The following is a 20,144-nucleotide window of genomic DNA, read 5'->3' as shown; positions in this document are numbered from 1 at the left end:
AAGCCCCCACCATGCGCCACTCCCTGTCTCCTGCCCGCCTGGGCACCGCCGGAGCAGCAGCCGCGCTGTTGCTCCTGCCGTTGGCCCCCCAGGCCTTCGCGGCCCCCTCCGTCACTCAGGACAGCGTGACGCCGACCACCATGACCGCGGGTGTCGCCGCGTCGGCCAAGCTGACCGTGCACTCCTCCAGCTGCTTCACGGCCAAGACCCTCGGTGTCGGCGTCCGGGACGCGGCCGGAAAGAACCTGGACTTCCCGGGGAACGCCTCAAATGTCCGAATATGCCCGAGCGGTGTGAAGTTCACCAGTGGCTCGCGCACGCTGTCTGCCGGCACCTACACGATCTTCGGCTTCTGGCAGGAGTCCGGCGGGGCCTGGCACAACCTGCCCTCGCACAAGCTGACCGTCAACAAGGCCTCGACCGCGACATCGTCCGGCAGTGGCGGCTCGCCGGTCGCCGGCCAGTCCGTGGTCTGGTCCGACGACTTCTCGGGCGGCATCGCCTGGGGCTCGAAGTGGGTCGGCGACAGCAGCTCGTCCTACGCCTACGGCGACCACAACCCGGACGACAACAAGCTGGACTGGCTGGACCAGAGCAAGGTCACCACCTCCGGCGGCGTCGCGACCTTCACCGCCCAGCCCTCCTCGCACACCCTGGAGAACGGCAAGCAGGCCTGGAACACGGGCCTGCTCACCACCGAGGGCTCCAGCGGCGGCTTCCAGGTGAAGACCGGTGACTACGCCGAGACCCGGGTCAAGATGCCCTCCGGCTCCGGCGCCTGGCCGGCTCTGTGGACCTGGAAGGACGGCAACGGCGAGATCGACTCCTTCGAGTACCACCCGGACAACCCGAACCTGCTGGAGCTGACCAACCACGTCACCTCCGGCTCCAACTACTACACCGACTCCGCGGCGGTCGCGCCCGGCCAGTGGGTCACCATCGGCACCCACTACGGCGCGAGCTCCGTGGACTGGTACGTCAACGGCAAGAAGGTCTACTCCGACGGCCACGGCGTGGGCAGCGACTTCTCCGCGTATCTGATCCTCAACCTGTCGGTGAGCGCCGGCGCGTACCACCCCGCGCCCTCCGGCTCGACGCCGCTGACCATGCAGGCGGACTACGTGAGGGTCTACCGCTGATCAGCGGTCGACGGACAGGGTGAACCCCGTACGGTCGTTGCGCGGATCGCGGTCGTCGACGCTCACCACCTGGAGGTGCCCCTCGGCCTTGGTGCCGGGGGGCACCTGCGCGTCCACCCGCACCGGAACCAGCGCGGTGGCCGTGCGCAGCCGTGCCAGACCCGGCCCGAAGGAGCAACGCACCAGGCGGCCGCCGGCCTCGGCGCGGCAGCCCTCGGGGAAGTACGGCCCCTCGGCGGTGAAGCCCGACGGCAGCCTTACCACCACGGTGAACGGCGACGCGGTCTGCTCCGGCCCCCTGTTGGCCACGAAGGCGTGCACCACGGTACGGCCGCCGTGCGGCGCGGCCGCCGGGTCGAGCCGGACCACCTCCAGGTCGGAGTCCGAGGGCGCGGCCGCCACACCGGCCACGCACATCACCGCCACGCCCACCGCGAGGGCGGTCGTCACCCCTCTGGCCATCCGGCGCCTCCCACGTTCCGTGCGCTGATCAACACTCACGGTAGCGGGGTGGCGGAGGAATCCCCGTGAGCACGCTGTGGCGATGCGTGTGGTGCGAGGGGCGCCGTCAGTCGGCCGACTGAACCCATCCCGTCGCGACGATCCGCGCCGAGTCCGCCGGACGCGCATCTTCGAACAGGACGGCGTCCGGCGTCTCGACCCGGATTCCGTCGACGTATGCACCGCGGCCGACGTAGAGCTTGTCGGTGGTGTATCGCCAGCGCAGGGTCAGCCGCGGGTGCGCCGGGAGATCGGCTGCCATCCGGTGCCAGACGCGGCCCGACCAGCCGGTGACCGAGCCCGACGGGTGCTCCTGCGGCTCCTCGCCGTGGCGCCCGGTCGTGAACGGGAGCGGCAGCCAGGTCGCGCCGCCGTCCGTCGTGGCCTCCAGGACGAGGACGTCCGACGCGGGTTCGGTGTCCCACCACAGGGCGGAGGTCAGACGTGCCGTGCCGTCCGTGGTGTCGAGCGGGGGCAGTGCGAGCGTGGCGGTCGTGGCGTTCGCCATGCCCGCGAACCATGCCGTACGTCCGCGAGCCGGCCGTACGGGTACGGCGCGTGCCAGGTTGTTTCCGGCGGCGACCCGGGGAGCGGAGCCCGAGCGCCAACTGCGCACCGGGTGGACCGAGTTGCCGAGCACGACGAGGAAGGAGCCGGTGGTCGGGTCGAGCACCAGGGAGGTGCCCGTGAAACCGGTGTGCCCGGCGGTGCGCGGGGTGGCCATGGCGCCCATGTACCAGTGCTGGTAGAGCTCGAACCCGAGGCCGTGCTCGTGGCCGGGGAACGCGGTGTTGAAGTCGGTGAACATCAGCTCCACCGACTCCGGCCGCAGGATGCGCGCCCGGCCGTAGCAGCCGCCGTTGAGCAGGGTCCGGCCGAGCACGGCCAGGTCCCAGGCGCAGGAGAACACCCCGGCGTGTCCGGCGACCCCGCCGAGGCTGTAGGCGTTCTCGTCGTGCACCTCGCCCCACACGAGCCCCCGCTCCAGGCCGGACCAGGGCGCGCGCTCGTCCTCCGTGGCGGCGATCTTCGGCTTCCAGGAGGCGGGCGGGTTGTAGCGGGTGCGGTCGAGGCCGAGCGGTCCTGTGATCCCGTCGTGCAGGAGGGTGTCGAGCGTGCGGCCGGTGATCCTCTCCAGGACCAGCTGGAGCGAGATCAGATTCAGGTCGGAGTAGAGGTACTTGGTGCCGGGCGGATTGATCGGGGCCTCGTCGAGGACGAGTTGGAGTCTCGCCTCGTGGGTCGGCGCCTTGTACAGCGGGATCCAGTCACGGAATCCCGAGGTGTGGGTGAGGAGCTGACGGATCGTGATGTCCTGCTTGCCCGCCGCGCCGAACTCCGGGAGGTACGAGGCGACCGTCCCCTCCAGCTCCAGTGCGCCCTGTTCCAGCTGCTGCACGACCAGCAGTGAGGTGAACAGCTTGGACACCGAGGCCAGGTCGAAGACGGTGTCTTCGGCCATGGGGATCTGCCGGTCGGGCGGGAACTCGACACCCCTGTCGGTCTTCTCGTCGTACGCCGCATAGCGCACCGCCATCCCGATGGGCCGGTGCAGCGCCACGGTGCCGCCCCGCCCGGCGAGCAGCACGGCGCCCGCGTACCAGGGATGCTTGGGGGAGGGGCCGAGGAACGCCTCGGCGTCCACGACCAGTTGGCGCAGAGGAGCGGGAAGCAGGCCGGCGCTCTCCGGGGTGCCGTGGCGCAGTGTGGGGTGGCCGGAGCTCCTGGCCGCCGCGGCCGGTCCTGCCGGGAAGGGGGCGATGGCCAGGGCACCACCCAGAGCGAGGGCGGCTCTTCCGATCTGGCGCCGCGTCGGCATCCGGCGGTCGCTCGCATCTCTTTCCGCTGCGTCGTCGGTCACCCGAGAAACCCTCGTGTCGGTGGTGAAGCATGTCAACAAGGCCTGCCGTCCAATAAATCTGACGGTGTATCAGAAAAGCTCTTCCGTCGGCCGGAGGACTGCGGCATCCTGCGCCCATGCAGACGGAGCTGAGCAAGAAACTGGGAGTCGAGCACGCCATTTTCGGCTTCACGCCGTTCCCCGCCGTCGCCGCGGCCATCAGCCGGGCCGGTGGTTTCGGAGTGCTCGGCGCGGTCCGCTACACCGCCCCCGACGAACTCAAGCGCGACCTCGACTGGGTGGAGGCCCACGTCGACGGCAGGCCGTACGGCCTCGATGTCGTCATGCCCGCCAAGAAGGTCGAGGGCGTGACCGAGGCCGACGTCGAAGCGATGATCCCCGAGGGGCACCGGCAGTTCGTCAAGGACACCCTCGCCAAGTACGGCGTCCCGGAGCTGGCCGACGGCGAGGCCTCCGGCTGGCGCATCACCGGATGGATGGAGCAGGTCGCCCGCAGCCAGCTCGACGTCGCCTTCGACTACCCGATCCGGCTGCTCGCCAACGCCCTCGGCTCCCCACCCGCCGACGTGGTCGCCCGCGCCCACGAGCACAACGTGCTCGTCGCGGCCCTCGCGGGCAGCGCCCGGCACGCCGTCAAGCACCAGGAAGCCGGCATCGACATCGTCGTCGCGCAGGGGTACGAAGCCGGCGGGCACACCGGCGAGATCGCCTCCATGGTGCTCACCCCGGAGGTCGTCGACGCCGTCGATCCACTGCCCGTCCTCGCGGCCGGCGGTATCGGCAGCGGACAGCAGGTGGCTGCCGCGCTCGCCCTCGGTGCCCAGGGCGTGTGGCTGGGTTCCCTGTGGCTGGCCTGCACAGAGGCCGACCTCTCCTCGCCCGCGGTGACGCGGAAACTGCTCGCCGCAGGCTCCGGCGACACCGTCCGCTCCCGCGCGCTGACCGGGAAACCCGCACGTCAGCTCCGTACCGAATGGACCGACGCATGGGACGACCCGGCCGGACCCGGCACCCTCCCCATGCCCCTGCAGGGCCTGCTGGTCGCCGAGGCCCTCACCCGCATCCAGAAGTACGAGGTCGAGCCACTGCTCGGCACCCCCGTGGGCCAGATCGTCGGCCGCATGAACAGCGAACGCAGCGTCCAGGCCGTCTTCGACGATCTCACCCGCGGCTTCGAGAGCGCCGTCGACCGCATGATTCGTATCGCCGGAAGGAGCGGCAAGTGACGAGTACGCCCCCCGCCGGATTCTGGGCCCAGGCCACCACCGATCCCGACCGCACGGTCCTCGTCGCACCCGACGGCGAGCAGTGGACCGCCGGACGGCTGCACGCCGCCGCCAACCGCCTGGTGCACGGCCTGCGCGCCGCCGGACTGGAACGCGGCGACGCCTTCGCGGTCGTCCTGCCCAACGGCATCGAGTTCCTCACCGCGTATCTGGCCGCCAGCCAGGCCGGTTTCTATCTCGTCCCGGTCAACCACCACTTCGTCGGCCCGGAGATCGGCTGGATCGTCGCCGACTCCGGAGCCAAAGTGCTGATCTCCCACGAACGGTTCGCCGGCCCCGCCCGTCACGCCGCCGACGAGGCCGGCCTGCCGGGCACCCACCGGTATGCGGTCGGTGCGGTCGAGGGCTTCCGTCCGTACGCCGAACTCCTCGACGGGCAACCGGAGTCGGCGCCCTCGGACCGTGAACTCGGCTGGGTCATGAACTACACCTCGGGCACCACTGGCCGCCCCCGCGGCATCCGCCGCCCGCTGCCCGGCAAGGCTCCCGAGGAGGCCTATCTCGGCGGCTTCCTCGGCATCTTCGGCATCAAGCCGTTCGACGGCAACGTCCACCTCGTCTGCTCCCCGCTCTACCACACCGCCGTGCTCCAGTTCGCGGGCGCGTCCCTGCACATCGGCCACCGTCTCGTCCTGATGGACAAGTGGACGCCCGAGGAGATGCTCCGGCTGATCGACCGTGATAAGTGCACGCACACCCACATGGTCCCGACCCAGTTCCACCGCCTGCTCGCACTGCCGGAGGACGTGCGCCGCTCGTACGACGTCTCGTCCATGCGGCACGCCATCCACGGTGCCGCCCCCTGCCCCGACCATGTGAAGCGGGCGATGATCGACTGGTGGGGCCACAGCGTGGAGGAGTACTACGCGGCCAGCGAGGGCGGCGGCGCCTTCGCCACCGCCGAGGACTGGCTGAAGAAGCCCGGCACCGTCGGCAAGGCCTGGCCCATCAGCGAACTCGCGGTCTTCGACGACGACGGCAACCGGCTGCCGCCCGGTGAACTCGGCACCGTCTACATGAAGATGAACACCGGCGGCTTCGCCTACCACAAGGACGAGGCCAAGACGAAGAAGAACCGCATCGGCGACTACTTCACCGTCGGCGACCTCGGCTACCTCGACGAGGACGGCTATCTCTTCCTCCGCGACCGCAAGATCGACATGATCATCTCGGGTGGGGTCAACATCTACCCGGCCGAGATCGAGTCGGCCCTGCTCGCCCACCCCGCCGTGGCTGATGCCGCCGTCTTCGGCATTCCGCACGACGACTGGGGAGAGGAGGTCAAGGCGGTCGTCGAACCGGCCCCGGGACATGAGCCGGGCCCCGCCCTGGCCGCCTCGGTCCTCGACCACTGTGCCGAGCAACTCGCCGGCTACAAGCGGCCCAAGAGCGTCGACTTCATCGCCGAGATGCCCCGCGACCCCAACGGGAAGCTGTACAAGCGGCGGCTGCGGGACCCGTACTGGGAGGGGCGCACCCGTCCCGTGTGACCCCGGGAACGACCGGCGGCGGACGGATCCGAACGCGACGCGGTGTCGACGCGTCACAGGAGCGGCACCGCGCTCGTCACCGTCAGCCCTGGGGGAACCATGCGCAGGCACACCGCACGCGCCGTCAAACTGCTGTCCGCACTGGCCCTGTTCACCGTGGCAGGCGGTGCCGCCGTCGGCTGCGGCAGCGAGAGGGCCGTCGGCCACGGCGGCTCGTCGGCCCGGGCGCGTGCGGTCGCCGACGCCTGGCACGGTTCCAAGGCCGCGGAGGTGTGGGCGAGGGGCTACTACCCCGTGGGCGATGCGATCCAGCTGCCCGACGGCGCCTTCCACACCGAGGCGGACAAACGCGCGTACACGACCCAGAACTTCGTGCTGCGCACCACCCTCCCCGACACCCCGGACCGCAACGGCGTGGTGACGTGGGACGACGGCCGCTCGCTCACTCTGCCGCTGATGAGCGCACGCAAGGCCTACGACAGCCTGGCCCGCGGCGCCGACGGCGGTCCGCATCTCACCGTGACCGGCGCCAGGCCGGGCGAGACGACCGTGGCCACCAGCCGCGGCCCGGCGACCGTCCCGGCCTGGCTGTTCACGCTCGACGGCTATGACACTCCGCTGAAGCGGGTGGCCCTCGGCCCGTCGAAGCAGCCCGAGCCACCGATCGCACCGGCGGCTCGGTCTCCCAGCGACGAACTGTGGCCGGTCCAGAGGCTCGTGAGGGTGGGCGACGACGGCCGGACCGTCACCGTGCTCGCGTCGCACGGAGCCTGCGACGACGGTCCAGCGGTGGACGTCCTGGAGACGCACGACAGCGTCGTGCTGTCCGCGTCGATCGTCGGGACCGAGGACGGCCCCTGCACGGCCCAGCTGCTGGGCGCGGAGAAGACGGTGAAACTGCGCCGGCCGCTGGGCGGGCGGATCCTCCTGGACGCGTTCACGGGTGGGCCGCTGCCGTCCGGGGGCGTGAGGCGGGGGTGAACCCTGTCCCACGCGGGATGCGCGGGACAGGGCTGCGCGATCAGCGGTGCTCGCCGACCCGGATCACCCGCAGCGCGGGCGACGACATGATGTCCTTCGCGCAGAAGCGGGCCGTGACCCACCGCTCACCCTGCAGCAACCGGGTCTGGTCGCTGTAGTGCGGCGAGTTCGGGTTCGACGACTGGGAGTACGTCAGCAGGGTGCGGGCCACCGGGCAGCCGCTGCCGTCCCAGCCGACGGCCTGCAGGTGGCTCGATCCGAACGGCACCTGCGTGTACGCCCCGCTAGCCGCGTCCCACGTCGGCTCGACCACGTTCCATACGCCGAGCCTGTTCGAGCCGCCCGGTATCGCGATGCGCTCGCCGCTTCGCACGACGTACTGATGGTCACCGAGCCGTGCGTCCAGCGGGGTTCCCGAGCCGCGCAGTTCCGCCACCGTGTCGGCGAGGGCCTTGGCGAAGCCGGGCGCGGTGGTGTCGAGGGTGTTCGGCGTGTGGACCGGGTCCGCGGCCGAGAACGGCACCTTCCACAGCCGGCCGACCGGCACCGCGGCGGTCAGCTTCCGCCAGAAGCGGTCGAAGAACAGGGCACCCCGGCTGTCGACGTCCATGGTCCGGTCCCAGCCCGCGAGCACTTTGCAGGCTTCCGTGACATCCACCGACTTCCCGTCGCTCGCGGTCGCCGTGCCGCCGGGCAGCGCCGCACACGCTTCCGCCGCGTCGGCCGCGGCCAGCGTGCCGACGGGCGCCCGGTTCGCGAACTGCTGCTTCTGCAGGTCGCGGACGGTCAGCCCGCCGCGCTCGGCCATCGCCGCCACGTCCTCGATCGCGCCCCTCGTCCGCAGTGAGCGCGGTGTCCCGACGTCGCCGAAGATCCGCTCGTAGCCGGTGAGCGGCCGGTCCGCGTTGGCCAGCCAAGCGCTGTCGTTGGAGTTCTCCGCGTACGGGGCGTCCTTGAGCGTGGGCATCCGGCCGGGCCCGAAGATGCCGGGCTGCAGGGCATCGGCGTCACTGCCGATCGCGCAGTCGCCGCGCGAGCCGTCGAGGACCGCGAGACCCGCCTGCGGGTAGGTGAGTCTGCCGAGGTCGGTGGAGCAGCGGGCCGCCAGGTCGTCGGTGATCCGGGGCAGCACCTGCGACTGGGTGTAGAGGGAGTGCCCGGCGGAGTCCGCGGCGATGGTGTTCACCCACGGCAGGCCCTGATGCCGGTCGAGGGAGGTCATGACGTCCGCCGTGGAGCGCGCCTTGGCGAAGCCGAGCGAGGTGTCGGCGAAGCGGAAGTTGGCGGCGTTCGGATCATTGAGCGCGTACGCCGTCGTGGCCGTCCACGGCAGCGGCGGATCACCGCCGGGGTCGGCCACCACCGGGCCGTAGCGCGTCCACCACTGGGTACGTGTCACCGGCGCACCGTCCTGCACCGCCACGCTCACGGTCCGCTTCGTCATCCGCTCCGGCTTGCCGTCCACCAGATAGACGGTGGGGTCGGCGGGGTCGAGGGTCAGCCGGGTCAGGCTGAACGGGACGCCGGTCGCGACGGTGTGGCTCCATGCCACACGGGAGTTGTAGCCGATCGAGACGGCCGGCGAACCGAGGAGCGAGCCGCCCGCGACGTCCAGCTCGCCCGGAATGGTCTGCTGCGACTGCCAGAAGCGGCGCCCGCCCTGCCACGGGTAGTGCGGGTTGCCCAGCAGCAGACCGCGGCCGTTCGCCGTCGTGGCGCCGCTGAAGGCGACCGCGTTCGAGCCCATGTCCGCGCTCGCGGACCGCTCCCGCACCGCCCTGATCAGGGCCTTGGCGTCGACCTCTTTGCGGGGTGCGGTGGAGGCGGTGGGCGGCTGGGCCCCGGTGATCTCGTCCACGGAGCCGCCCTGGCCGCCGAGAATCACGATGGCGTAGAAACGGGCGGCCACGTCCGTCGCCGAGACCGGCCGCACCCACGCCTTGCCCTGGCACGCCGGGTCGGTGATCCGGTTCTGCGCCAGCCAGGCGTCGTACCCGGCGGCGAATCCCCGCAGCATGTCCTTGACCTGGCGGCTCGGGCCCCGCGGCGCCGGTTCGGCGAGGAGCTTCTCCACCGTCCGGGTCTGCCGTACGCCGCGGAAGTACAGGTCGCTGGAGAGATTGTCGGAGGCCGACGACAGCGAGCGGTCGGTCGCCGCGTCGGGGCCGAAGAAGGCAGAGCGCTCGCCGCGCACGGTCACGAAACCGTCGGCGAGCAGACACACCTGGTCGGCGGCCTGCGCCCAGCCGGTGCCGAAGCCGAGGTCCGCGTAGTTCCGCGCGACGATGTGCGGGATTCCGTACTCGGTGTAGCGGATGACGGCGGACAGCCCGCCGCGCGAGGGATGGTCCTGGCGGCTCGGGCGCTCGGCCGCGCCGGCCTGCAGCGCGGACGAGGCGGCGAGTAACGCGACGGCCGCGACGACCAGTCGTCTGACACGGGTGCGCAAAGGTGCCTCCCAAGGCGTGTGGGGAAAGGAGCGGTTGCGTGTGCCGACGGGCGTGTCTGCGAGTCTCCCGGGTGCTTGACCTGCCCCGGCCACGCACCGAGGATCATCAGTCATGACGCAGGGACACGGCAGCACGGTTGACGGGGTGCTGCGGCGCAGCGCCCGACGCACCCCCGCGCGCCTGGCGGTGGAGTACGGCGACCGCAGGTGGACGTACGAGGAACTGGACGAGGCCGTCTCCCGCGCGGCGAGCGTCCTGCTGGAGCAGGGACTCGCTCCCGGCGACCGGGTCGGCGCCTACGGCCACAACTCGGACGCCTATCTGATCGGCTTCCTCGCCTGCGCCCGCGCGGGCCTGGTCCATGTGCCGGTGAACCAGAACCTCACCGGCGACGACCTCGCCTACATCGTCGGCCAGTCCGGCAGCTCGCTGGTCCTCACCGACCCCGATCTTGCTGGTCAACTCGCCGAAGACGTACGGACGTTGTCCCTGCGTGACACCGACGATTCACTGCTGGCGCGGCTGACTGCGGCCCCCGCGTACGACGGGCCCGAGCCCCGCACCGAGGACCTCGTGCAGCTGCTGTACACGTCGGGCACGACGGCCCTGCCCAAGGGCGCGATGATGACGCACCGCGCCCTGGTGCACGAGTACCTGAGCGCGATCACCGCCCTCGACCTCAGCGCCGGCGACCGCCCCGTGCACTCCCTCCCGCTCTACCACTCCGCACAGATGCACGTGTTCCTGCTGCCGTACCTCGCGGTCGGCGCCACGAACATCATCCTCGACGCCCCCGACGGCGACCGGCTCTTCGACCTCATCGAAAACGGCCGCGCGGACAGCCTGTTCGCCCCGCCCACGGTCTGGATCGGCCTGTCCAACCGCCCCGACTTCACCACCCGCGACCTCGGCGGACTCCGCAAGGCGTACTACGGCGCCTCGATCATGCCGGTGCCCGTGCTGGAGCGGCTGCGCGCACGACTCCCCGAGCTCGCCTTCTACAACTGCTTCGGTCAGAGCGAGATCGGCCCCCTGGCCACCGTCCTGGCACCCGACGAACACAAGGGCCGCATGGACTCCTGCGGCCGCCCCGTCCTCTTCGTCGACGCCCGCGTGGTCGACGAGGACGGCAAGGACGTCCCCGATGGAACTCCCGGCGAAATCGTCTACCGCTCCCCGCAGTTGTGCGAGGGCTACTGGGACAAACCCGAGGAGACCGCCGACGCCTTCCGCGACGGCTGGTTCCACTCCGGTGACCTGGCGGTCCGGGACGCCCACGGCTACTACACGATCGTCGACCGGGTGAAGGACGTCATCAACTCCGGTGGCGTACTGGTCGCTTCACGTCAGGTGGAGGACGCCCTCTACACCCACGAGTCCGTCGCCGAGGTCGCCGTGATCGGCCTGCCCGACGCCCACTGGATCGAGGCGGTCACCGCGGTCGTCGTCCCGCGCGGCGAGGTGACCGAGGAGCAACTGATCGCCCACGCCCGCGAGAAGCTCCCCCACTTCAAGGCACCGAAGCGGGTGGTGTTCGTGGACGAGCTGCCGCGCAACGCCAGCGGAAAGATCCTCAAGAGGGAACTACGGGACCGGTTCGCCGACCAGTAGGACCCCGCGCCCCAAAGGGGCGCGGGGAACTGCGCGACCAGCCACAACGGTGCCGCAGTCCACCGACGACCTACCGCGGCACAACCAGCGGAGCGCTACCGCAGGTCCACGATCCGCCGGATCTTCCCCACTGACCGCTCCAGCGACTCCGGCTCGACGATCTCCACCGCCACCGAGACGCCGATGCCGTCCTTCACGGCCGCCGCGATCGACCGCGCTGCGGCCTCCCGCGCCTCGGGTGCGGCATCGGGACGGGCCTCGGCCCGCACGGTGAGGGCGTCCAGGCGCCCCTCGCGGGTCAGGCGCAGCTGGAAGTGCGGTGCGACCCCGGGCGTGCGCAGCACGATCTCCTCGATCTGCGTCGGGAAGAGATTGACCCCCCGCAGGATCACCATGTCGTCACTGCGCCCGGTGACCTTCTCCATCCGCCGGAACACGCGTGCCGTGCCCGGCAGCAGCCGCGTCAGGTCACGCGTCCGGTACCGCACGACCGGCATCGCCTCCTTGGTGAGCGAGGTGAACACAAGCTCGCCCTCCTCGCCGTCGGGCAGCACCTCACCGGTGATCGGATCGACGATCTCCGGGTAGAAGTGGTCCTCCCAGATGTGCAGCCCGTCCTTGGTCTCCACGCACTCCTGCGCCACCCCCGGGCCGATCACCTCGGACAGCCCGTATATGTCCACCGCGTCGATCGCGAACCGCTCCTCGATCTCCCGCCGCATCTGCTCGGTCCACGGCTCGGCACCGAAGATCCCCACCCGCAGGGAGGTGCCGCGCGGATCGACGCCCTGGCGCTCGAACTCGTCGAGGAGCGTGAGCATGTACGACGGCGTCACCATGATGATCTGCGGCTCCAGGTCCTGGATCAGCTGGACCTGGCGGGCCGTCATACCGCCGGAGGCGGGGATGACCGTACAGCCGAGCCGTTCCGCCCCGTAGTGTGCGCCGAGGCCGCCGGTGAACAGGCCGTAGCCGTACGCCACATGCACCTTGTCGCCGGGCCGGCCGCCCGCCGCGCGGATCGAACGGGCCACCATGTCGGCCCACAGGGCGAGGTCGTTGTCCGTGTAGCCGACGACCGTGGGGCGCCCGGTGGTGCCGCTGGAGGCGTGGATCCGGCGGATGTGGTCCTGCGGCACGGCGAACATGCCGTACGGGTAGTTCTCGCGCAGGTCCGCCTTGGTGGTGAACGGGAAACGGGCCAGGTCGGCCAGGGAGCGGCAGTCGTCCGGGTGGACGGCGGCCTTGTCGAAGGACTCCCGGTAGAAGGGGACGTGCTCGTACGCGTGCCGCAGCGAGGCCCGCAGCCGCTCCAGTTGCAGCGCCCGCAGCGCACCGGCGTCGAGCCGCTCCCCCGGGTCCAGCAGCTCCGTCGCATCCACCATGGGGACGTCTCCTTCGCCAACCGCATCAATACGGGCGACCGATCATTCGGTCGAGCTGTTCGGGATCAGTAATTCAGGCCATGTCGGGGCAGGCAAGAGGGCGGCCCGCATTTTCTGCAGCGCCCCCACAACTGCGTTGCGGCGCCGGGCCACGGGATAGGAAGATCGGCGCATGCCGATCTTCACCGCAGCCGACGGGACCCAGCTCGCCTACCACCTCCGGGGTGAAGGCGAGCCGCTCGTCGTCCTGCCGGGAGGCCCGATGCAGGCCTCCTCCTACCTCGGAGACCTGGGCGGGCTCGCGGCGCACCGCCGGCTGGTCCTGCTCGACCTGCGCGGCACCGGCGACTCCGCGGTACCGGCGGATCCGGCCACCTACCGGTGCGACCGGCTCGTGGACGACGTGGAGGCGCTGCGCGCCCACCTGGGGCTGGAGCAGATGGACCTGCTCGCCCATTCGGCCGGTGGCAGTCTGGCGATGCTGTACGCCGCCAGGCACCCAGAGCGGGTGGCGCGGCTCGTCCTGGTCACCTGCACCCCGTGGGCGCTGGGAAGGCAGCCCAGCGCCGAGGACCGGCTGGCTGCGGCACGGCTGAGGAGCGGCGAGCCGTGGTTCGAGGACCTGTTCCCGGCTTTCGAGGCGTGGCTGGCGGGGAAGGCCGACTTCGACCCGGCGTTCGCGCCCTTCTTCTACGGCCGCTGGGACGACACGGCGGCGGAGCACGACGCCCGCGCCGAGTTCAACGACGATGCCGCCGACGTCTACGGCTCCGAGGGCGCCTACGACCCGCCGGCGACCGGCGCCGCACTCGCCCGGATGGCCGCACCGGTCCTGGTCCTGGCCGGCGAGCTCGACGGTGGCCCGCGCCCCGAGCTGGCGCGCACCGCGGCCGAGGCCTTCCCGAACGCCGAATTCACCGTCCAGCCAGGTGCGGGGCACTATCCGTGGGTGGACGACCCCGAGTGGTTCGTACGCCGGATCGCCGGGTTTCTGGACCGGGACGGGGCCGTTTTGCCGTCGGTGCAGTAGAAGCCCGGCCCAGGGGTCGCCCGGCTCGAGTTGCGGGATGCGCCGGCTGCCGTGACATTTGAGGTGGAGTGAAGAGTGCGAGGGGCCCTGTCCTCCCCCGAGAGGACAGGGCCCCACGCGCGTCCGCTTCGATCAGCGGTGCGAGCTGGGCAGGTGCTCGTAGCAGCCGGAGCGCCAGCCTCCGTCGCCCTGGAGGTTGTCCAGGAGGCTGTCCCCGGTGTTCTTGCCGACGACCCCGTCGACGTGCAGGCCGGACTTCTGCTGGAAGAGCCGGACCGCGCTGTAGGTGTCGGAGCCGAACTTCCGGTCCTCGCCGATCGTGTGGTGATGGGTCCGCTTGGCCCAGTCGTTGTACCCGTGCTGGACGCACAGCACGGGCACGCCCCTGTCGCCACGGCTGATGTTCGGCACGTCGGGCCGCGCGGAGGCGCTGCCGACCGAGCCCAGCACCAGGCCGGCGCCGAGCGCTCCGGTGATCGTCGCGAGTGCGAGGGTCCTGCGCATGGTCATGGCCGATTCCTTTCCGGTGAGTTGAGGGGCCGTATCGCTTCCGGTGGAATGCGAGGGCACGGGAGGAGGCTCCGGGCCGTGCCCCTCGGTGGCACCACCGACGTTGCCCGGCCGGATCCGGTACCGGCCAGGGGAAGCGGCAGGCCCGGTGGCACGCGGCACGGCCCACGCGCTGACCTGCTGGGACGTCGCGTCCCCTGACAAAATCGTGGGACGGTGGGCTAGGTCGGGAAGCGGTCACAGTGGTCGGGATCCGCAACCGCAGCCCCGGAGCAACCGCGTCCTCCTCCACGACGGCGACTGGGCACGCGTACGGGGAAGTGACATGACGCGCTGGAAGGAACTGCCCGCCGGGCTGGACGACGCGGAGCGGCAACTCGTCGCACAGCTGCGGCGGTTGAAGGACCGCGCGGGCTTGAGCCTGGCCGTGCTCGCGGCCAAGACGTCGTACAGCTCCTCGTCCTGGGAGCGCTATCTCAACGGGAAGAAGCTGGTGCCGCGCGCCGCGGCGGAGGAACTCGCCGAAGTCTGCGGGGCGCCGGCGGAATGGCTGCTGGTGCTGCACGAGGTCGCCGAGACGGCGCGGGCCCAGCGAGCGGCGGCCCTCGACGACGAGCCCGGGCCGCCACGCCGTACGCCCCGACCACGGCGGATCGCCCACACGCCGGCGGCCGTCGCCGTCGCAGCCGTCCTGGTGGCGTTCGGCGCCGGATTCCTGAGCGGAGCCGCCTGGCACCGAGAGGACGGCAGCGGGGCGAAGCGGAATCCCGCGCCCGCCGCCTCCGCCTTCCCCAGCGGTCACACCTATGGCTGCGACCGGGTCCGGCGCGAGCACGGCACCGTCACCGCGGGCTACTCCACCAGCCGTGAGGTGCTCCTGGACCGCGGCAGCACAGGCTGGGACGTGGTGGAGGCGCAGTGCCTGCTGCGACGGCACGGGTACGACGGCGGAAGGGTCGACGGGGTGTACGGCGAGAAGACCGGGCGTGCCGCGCGCGCCTTCCAGAAACGGTACGGACTCGCGCCGGACGGCATCGTCGGCCCCGACACCTGGAAGAAGCTGCGCACATGAGCCCGGAGACGGCGCAGCTGGCCGGGAGCATGCGCGAGGTGCGCGCCGCGGCGGGACTGAGCCTGGCCCAGCTGGCCCGGCGCACGCCGTACAGCAAGTCCTCCTGGGCGCGCTATCTCGCGGGTACGCAGCCGGTGCCCCGCCGCGCGGTGGTGGCGCTGTGCGAGGTGGCGGGCGTACGCCCCGAACGGCTGCTGGCGTTGTGGGAGCTGGCCGACGCCCGCTGGAGCGGACGGGCCCGGGCGGCGCCCGAGCCGCCTCCCGAGCGCCGGAACGTCCGCGGGGCCCCGTACGTGTGGGGCGCGGCGGCCGGGCTGGCGGCAGCCACGGTGGCAGCCGTCGCCGTGCTGCTGTCCGGGACGTACGGGTCGTCATCGGCGACCACCGGCACCGCGCCGGCGACGTTCACACCCGGCCCCGGCTGCTCGGGCCGTACCTGCGAAGGGAAGAACCCGCTCGACATGGGATGCGGCGGGCAGCAGATGGTCAGGACCCTGGCGACACGTACCGCCGCCGACGGACGCAGCGTGCAGCTTCGCAACGGCACGGCCTGCCACGCCGTCTGGGCCCGCGCCACCCGTCTCCACCTCGGCGACCGGGTCGAACTCACCCTGCCGGGCGCACCTCGCAAGGAGATCCACGTCGACACCGAGAAGGAGCGCAGCGCCTACCTGGCGACCCCGATGACGGCCCTGACACCACCGCACGAACCGGGCGACGCCCGCGTCTGCCTGATCCCGGCCGACGGCCGGCGCGTGTGTTTCACCGGCGGATCAGAGCGCAGGTGAGCAGGGGGCGGCCCGGGTCACGGCTTTCGCGGCCCGACCCCGGCAGGGCTTCGGCGTCGGCGCAGCAGAGACGGCGTCCCGCCTCGGCGCGTCGTGCTGAGCCGTCCGAAGGACCCAGGCCGATCAACTCACCCGCCGTGCGGCCCGTACGCCGTCATGAACCGGTCCCGGAACTTGTTCATGGTCCACTCCGGGGCGTTGTCCGCAGGCTTGATCCCGTCCGTCCAGCCCCAGTTCGAGACGCGGTCCAGGACCTTCGGGTCGCGGGCGACGATGGTGACCGGCACGTCCCGGTTGCTGGTGCCCCCGGTGACTGTCGGGACGGGCTGGTGGTCGCCGAGGAAGACGAGGACGGTCTTGTCGTCGCCGTAGCGCTGCATCCACTCGGTGAGGCTGTCCAGGGAGTACTGGATGGCCTTGCGGTACTCGGTGCGTACACGCGAGGCGCTCTTCCAGACCTCCGTGGGGTTCGTGCCCTCCTTCTTGATCTTGTAGAAGACCTTTCCGTCCCCGAGGTCCTTCCAGTCGATCATGTGGGCGATGGGCGACCAGGGGTTGTGGCTGGAGGCCAGGATGATCTCCGCCATGATCGGGTCGCGGTTCTTCCTGCTGTGCTCCAGCTTCTGGAAGGCCTCCAGGCTGAACTGGTCCGGGACCGGCGTCCAGCTGAAGTACGGGCCCTGGTAGCCGAGGTGCGTGGAGTCGTAGATGTGGTCGAGACCGAAGTACTTGCCCTCGGGCCAGGCCTTGCGCACGCCCGGGACGATGCCGACCGTGCGCCAGGCGCCGGTCTTCTGGAAGTAGCTGGTGAGGGTCGCGCGGTCGCTGGTGGTCAGGGTCCGGTACCGCTGCTGGTTCTTGATCCACAGGCCCGACAGGAACGTCGAGTGGGCCAGCCAGCTGCCGGCGCCCGTCACCGGTGACCTGAGCCAGCCGCTGCGCGCCGCGAAACCGGCCGCCTTGAGCCTGGCGTCGCCCGCCTTGAGCGTCGCGTCGACCTCCGGTCCCATCGTCGGATCGTCGATCGCCACCCGACCGTAGCTCTCGATGAAGGTGAACATGACGTCCTTGCCGCGCAGCCCGGTCAGCAGCTGGTCGGGCGGTGTCTTGGCGTAGGCGTCGACGGCCATCTGCTTCTTGAAGACGTCGGCGTCACCGAGGCCGTCGCGGACGTACTGCACACGGTTGGCGAGGTATTCGGCGTAGCCCTTGGTGGCGACGGTGACACCGCCGAACTGCACGCCCAGCGTGAAGCAGATGATCCACACGACGCCGAGGACGAGCGTGGAGCGTACGGCGACGGGCCGGTGCCGGGCCAGCATATTGGCAAGACGCACCATGGCCAGCGCGCTCAACGTGAGCACGGCTATGACCAGGACGATCACCCCGACCACCGCGAGCACCTCGCCCGAGCGCCCGAAGGAGTCCTTCACCCAGTCCGCGCCGTCGCTCAGCAGAACCCAGTCGAAGACCAGGTCGAACGGCCGGGCCAGGGTCTGACGGAACCCCATGTCGAGGCACTTCAGAACGCCGGACAGTCCGACGAACGCCCCCAGCACGACGGCCGTGATCCGCCGTCCTCTCGCCGGCAGCGCGAGCAGCGCGGCCGCGAGGAAGATCGCCTCGACGGGGAGACGGAAGAACGACTGGACAGTGATCCAGTCGAGGCGGTTGGGCACGAGGAGCACGACGAACACCAGCGCGGCGGCCAGGACGGTCGTGCCCACGTGGACGGCAACCGCCGTACGGGGGTAGCGACGGCGCCAGCCGAACCAGCCTGGGCGGGCGGGAGAGGGGGCGGCGCCCGTCGGGGCCGCTTCGTCGCCGGATGTGGGCGCCTTCCCGTCCTCCGCGCGGTCGGCCGTCTCCACTGCCGCAGAGTCGCCGCCCGGCTCGTCCGCTTCCTTCGCCGCCGGCTTCGTCGTCTGCCCGGGCGCCTCGTCCGCCGCGTCGGTCGCCACCACCTCGGCCGGTTCCCCGTCCGCCGAGGTGCCCGGCTCCGGGTCGGTCGCCGCGGGAGCGGTCGAGGCCTCCTCGGCTCTGGCCCTGTCCGGCGCGTCCGCGTCCGTCTCCGGCAGTCGACGAGGGGGCGTGAGGTGCGACACCCGTGGGTCCTTCCGTGCGAAACCGCTGATGGCACGGCGGACCGGGCCCGCAGGACCGAGCCGCCAACCTCGCGTACGGCCCTACGTCACCCTCCGTTCAAACACCCGGGTCAACCGCGCGCAAAAGACTACGCCCGCCGCCCCGGCCGGCTCACCCGCGGCCCCGGCCCTCCGCCTACCGGTCCGCCGAGACCGCCACCTCCCGGGCCCACCGGTAGTCGGCCTTGCCGCTCGGCGACCGCCGTATCGCCTCGGTGATCACCAGCTGCCGCGGGATCTTGTAACCGGCGAGATGGGTGCGGCAGTAGGACTGCACGTCCTCCAGCGAAGGCCGGGGCGCGCCCTCGCGCAGTTGCACCACCGCCGCCACGTGATTGCCCCACTTCGCGTCCGGCACCCCGGCCACCAGGGCGTCGTACACATCGGGATGGGACTTCAGGGCCTGCTCGACCTCCTCCGGATACACCTTCTCGCCCCCGGTGTTGATGCACTGCGAGCCACGGCCGAGGACCGTGACCACGCCCTCCTCGTCCACCGTCCCCATGTCGCCGAGCAGCACCCACCGCTCGCCGTCCTTCTCGAAGAAGGTCTCGGCGGTCTTCTTCGGGTCGTTGTAGTAGCCGAGCGGCACATGGCCGCACTGTGCGACCCGGCCCACCTCGCCCACCGCGACCGGCTCGTGGGTGGCCGGATCGACCACCTGCGTACGGGAGTTCACGCGGATCCGGAAGCTCTGTCCGGCCCCGGAGTCGGCGGTGGCTGTGCCGTTGAAGCCGGACTCGGAGGAGCCGTAGTTGTTGAGCAGCAGCGCGTTCGGGAGCAGCTGCTGGAACTGCCGGCGTACGGTCTCGGAGAGCACCGCGCCGGACGAGGACACGCTGAACACCGACGAGCAGTCCGTGCCCTTCATGGGCCCGGCCAGCGCGTCGATCAGCGGTCGCAGCATCGCGTCGCCGACCAGCGAGATGCTGGTGACCTTCTCCTTCTCGATCGTCCGCAGCACTTCCTCGGGCACGAACTTACGGTGGATCACGACCCGTTGCCCGAAGTTGAAGCCGATGAACGAGGTGAGGGTGGAGGTGCCGTGCATCAGCGGGGGAGTGGGGAAGAAGGTGATCCCGGAGCCCCCGGCCGCAACCCGTTCGGCGAGCTCCTGCGGCTTCTTGACCGGCTCACCGGTGGGCGCACCCCCGCCCAGACCCGAGAAGAACAGGTCCTCCTGACGCCACATCACACCCTTGGGCATCCCGGTGGTGCCCCCGGTGTAGATGATGAACTGGTCGTCGCCCGAGCGTGCCGGGAAGCCGCGCTCCGGCGACCCGCCCGCCTCGGCCTCGGCGAACGACACGGCAGCGACCCCGTCCTGCGTCCCGCCCACCCGCACCAGATGCCGCAGCTTCGGACACTGCGGCAGCGCCGCCGCCACCCGCCCGTCGAACTCCGCGTCGAAGGCCAGCGCCACCAGATCGGCGTCCCGGTACAGGTATACCAACTCGTCCTCAACGTAACGGTAGTTGACGTTGACCGGGACGATCCGCGCCTTCAGGCACCCGAACACCGTCTGCAGATACTCGATGCCGTTGTAGAGGTGCAGCCCGAGGTGTTCACCGGGGCGGATCCCTGCGTCGATCAGATGGTGGCCGATGCGGTTCGCCGCCGTGTCCAGCTCCTCGTACGTCAGACGCCTCTCCGCGCCCGTGCCCGGGTGGTCGACGTAGACCAGGGACTCTCGCTCCGGCACCACGTCGACGACCGACTCGAACAGGTCGGCAAGGTTGTACTCCACCGCTCCTCCTGACCCCGGCAGCCATGACGAAGAAAGGCGCACATGTGAACGTCGCATCCATCGGTTCGCCGGTCATCAGAGCAAAGGGGGCGGCAACTGTGAAGGGTCCGCGCGAAGAAATCTGACTGCCTGTCAGAAAACCCTTGAAG

15 protein-coding genes are annotated in these 20,144 nt (G+C 70.9%); 8 read left to right on the top strand and 7 right to left on the bottom strand.

The window, feature by feature from the left end:
* Positions 1–11: 11 nt before the first annotated feature.
* Complete coding sequence (locus tag ACWDAG_RS04550; protein WP_450694110.1) at positions 12–1,139, top strand: glycoside hydrolase family 16 protein; 1,128 nt, start codon at positions 12–14, stop codon at positions 1,137–1,139.
* Here the strand turns inward: ACWDAG_RS04550 and ACWDAG_RS04545 are convergent, their stop codons facing one another.
* On the bottom strand, positions 1,140–1,601 hold the full coding sequence (locus ACWDAG_RS04545) for a hypothetical protein (protein ID WP_450694109.1): 462 nt from the start codon (positions 1,599–1,601) through the stop codon (positions 1,140–1,142). It lies immediately after the preceding gene.
* 106 nt (positions 1,602–1,707) lie between these two features.
* Entirely contained in the window at positions 1,708–3,459 is a 1,752-nt protein-coding gene (locus ACWDAG_RS04540; RefSeq protein ID WP_450694385.1) for a serine hydrolase, read from the bottom strand.
* A gap of 158 nt (positions 3,460–3,617) precedes the next feature.
* Between ACWDAG_RS04540 and ACWDAG_RS04535 the strand changes: the two genes are divergently transcribed.
* From ACWDAG_RS04535 to ACWDAG_RS04525, 3 genes are all read left to right on the top strand, one after another.
* Positions 3,618–4,727, top strand: a complete 1,110-nt coding sequence (locus ACWDAG_RS04535) for an NAD(P)H-dependent flavin oxidoreductase (RefSeq protein WP_450694108.1) — start codon at positions 3,618–3,620, stop codon at positions 4,725–4,727.
* Complete coding sequence (locus ACWDAG_RS04530) at positions 4,724–6,277, top strand: acyl-CoA synthetase (RefSeq protein WP_450694107.1); 1,554 nt, start codon at positions 4,724–4,726, stop codon at positions 6,275–6,277. Before ACWDAG_RS04535 ends, ACWDAG_RS04530 begins: the two co-directional genes overlap by 4 nt.
* 99 nt (positions 6,278–6,376) lie before the next feature.
* Entirely contained in the window at positions 6,377–7,258 is an 882-nt protein-coding gene (locus ACWDAG_RS04525) for a hypothetical protein (RefSeq protein WP_450694106.1), read from the top strand.
* A 40-nt stretch (positions 7,259–7,298) separates the two neighbouring features.
* Here ACWDAG_RS04525 and ACWDAG_RS04520 read toward each other — a convergent pair whose 3' ends face one another.
* Positions 7,299–9,707 (bottom strand): penicillin acylase family protein, encoded by a 2,409-nt coding sequence (locus ACWDAG_RS04520; RefSeq protein ID WP_450694105.1) that lies wholly within the window; start codon positions 9,705–9,707, stop codon positions 7,299–7,301.
* Between the two features lie 112 nt (positions 9,708–9,819).
* Between ACWDAG_RS04520 and ACWDAG_RS04515 the strand changes: the two genes are divergently transcribed.
* Positions 9,820–11,319, top strand: a complete 1,500-nt coding sequence (locus ACWDAG_RS04515; protein WP_450694104.1) for an acyl-CoA synthetase — start codon at positions 9,820–9,822, stop codon at positions 11,317–11,319.
* 95 nt (positions 11,320–11,414) lie between these two features.
* Here the strand turns inward: ACWDAG_RS04515 and paaK are convergent, their stop codons facing one another.
* A complete protein-coding gene (paaK, locus tag ACWDAG_RS04510; protein ID WP_450694103.1) occupies positions 11,415–12,704 on the bottom strand; it encodes a phenylacetate--CoA ligase PaaK in 1,290 nt (429 codons plus the stop codon).
* A 172-nt stretch (positions 12,705–12,876) separates the two neighbouring features.
* Here paaK and ACWDAG_RS04505 point away from each other — a divergent pair, with 172 nt between their 5' ends.
* The gene (locus ACWDAG_RS04505; RefSeq protein ID WP_450694102.1) at positions 12,877–13,734 is read left to right on the top strand and encodes an alpha/beta fold hydrolase; all 858 of its coding nucleotides are present in this window, start codon (positions 12,877–12,879) and stop codon (positions 13,732–13,734) included.
* Between the two features lie 132 nt (positions 13,735–13,866).
* Here the strand turns inward: ACWDAG_RS04505 and ACWDAG_RS04500 are convergent, their stop codons facing one another.
* On the bottom strand, positions 13,867–14,244 hold the full coding sequence (locus ACWDAG_RS04500; protein WP_450694101.1) for a peptidoglycan-binding domain-containing protein: 378 nt from the start codon (positions 14,242–14,244) through the stop codon (positions 13,867–13,869).
* A gap of 325 nt (positions 14,245–14,569) precedes the next feature.
* Between ACWDAG_RS04500 and ACWDAG_RS04495 the strand changes: the two genes are divergently transcribed.
* Together ACWDAG_RS04495 and ACWDAG_RS04490 are read left to right on the top strand one after the other, a co-directional pair.
* The gene (locus tag ACWDAG_RS04495; RefSeq protein ID WP_450694100.1) at positions 14,570–15,316 is read left to right on the top strand and encodes a peptidoglycan-binding protein; all 747 of its coding nucleotides are present in this window, start codon (positions 14,570–14,572) and stop codon (positions 15,314–15,316) included.
* Positions 15,313–16,104: a helix-turn-helix domain-containing protein gene (locus tag ACWDAG_RS04490; protein WP_450694099.1), complete on the top strand. Its 792-nt coding sequence runs from the start codon at positions 15,313–15,315 to the stop codon at positions 16,102–16,104. The genes ACWDAG_RS04495 and ACWDAG_RS04490 overlap by 4 nt, the downstream gene beginning before the upstream one ends.
* A 128-nt stretch (positions 16,105–16,232) precedes the next feature.
* Here ACWDAG_RS04490 and ACWDAG_RS04485 read toward each other — a convergent pair whose 3' ends face one another.
* Together ACWDAG_RS04485 and ACWDAG_RS04480 are read right to left on the bottom strand one after the other, a co-directional pair.
* Entirely contained in the window at positions 16,233–18,209 is a 1,977-nt protein-coding gene (locus ACWDAG_RS04485) for a sulfatase (protein ID WP_450694098.1), read from the bottom strand.
* A gap of 175 nt (positions 18,210–18,384) precedes the next feature.
* Complete coding sequence (locus ACWDAG_RS04480; protein ID WP_450694097.1) at positions 18,385–19,995, bottom strand: acyl-CoA synthetase; 1,611 nt, start codon at positions 19,993–19,995, stop codon at positions 18,385–18,387.
* Between the last annotated feature and the right edge of the window lie 149 nt (positions 19,996–20,144).

The sequence above is a fragment of the Streptomyces sp. NPDC001157 genome (assembly GCF_053598255.1).
Note: the sequence above shows the minus strand (reverse complement) of the source record. Positions and strands in the feature narration are given on the sequence as shown.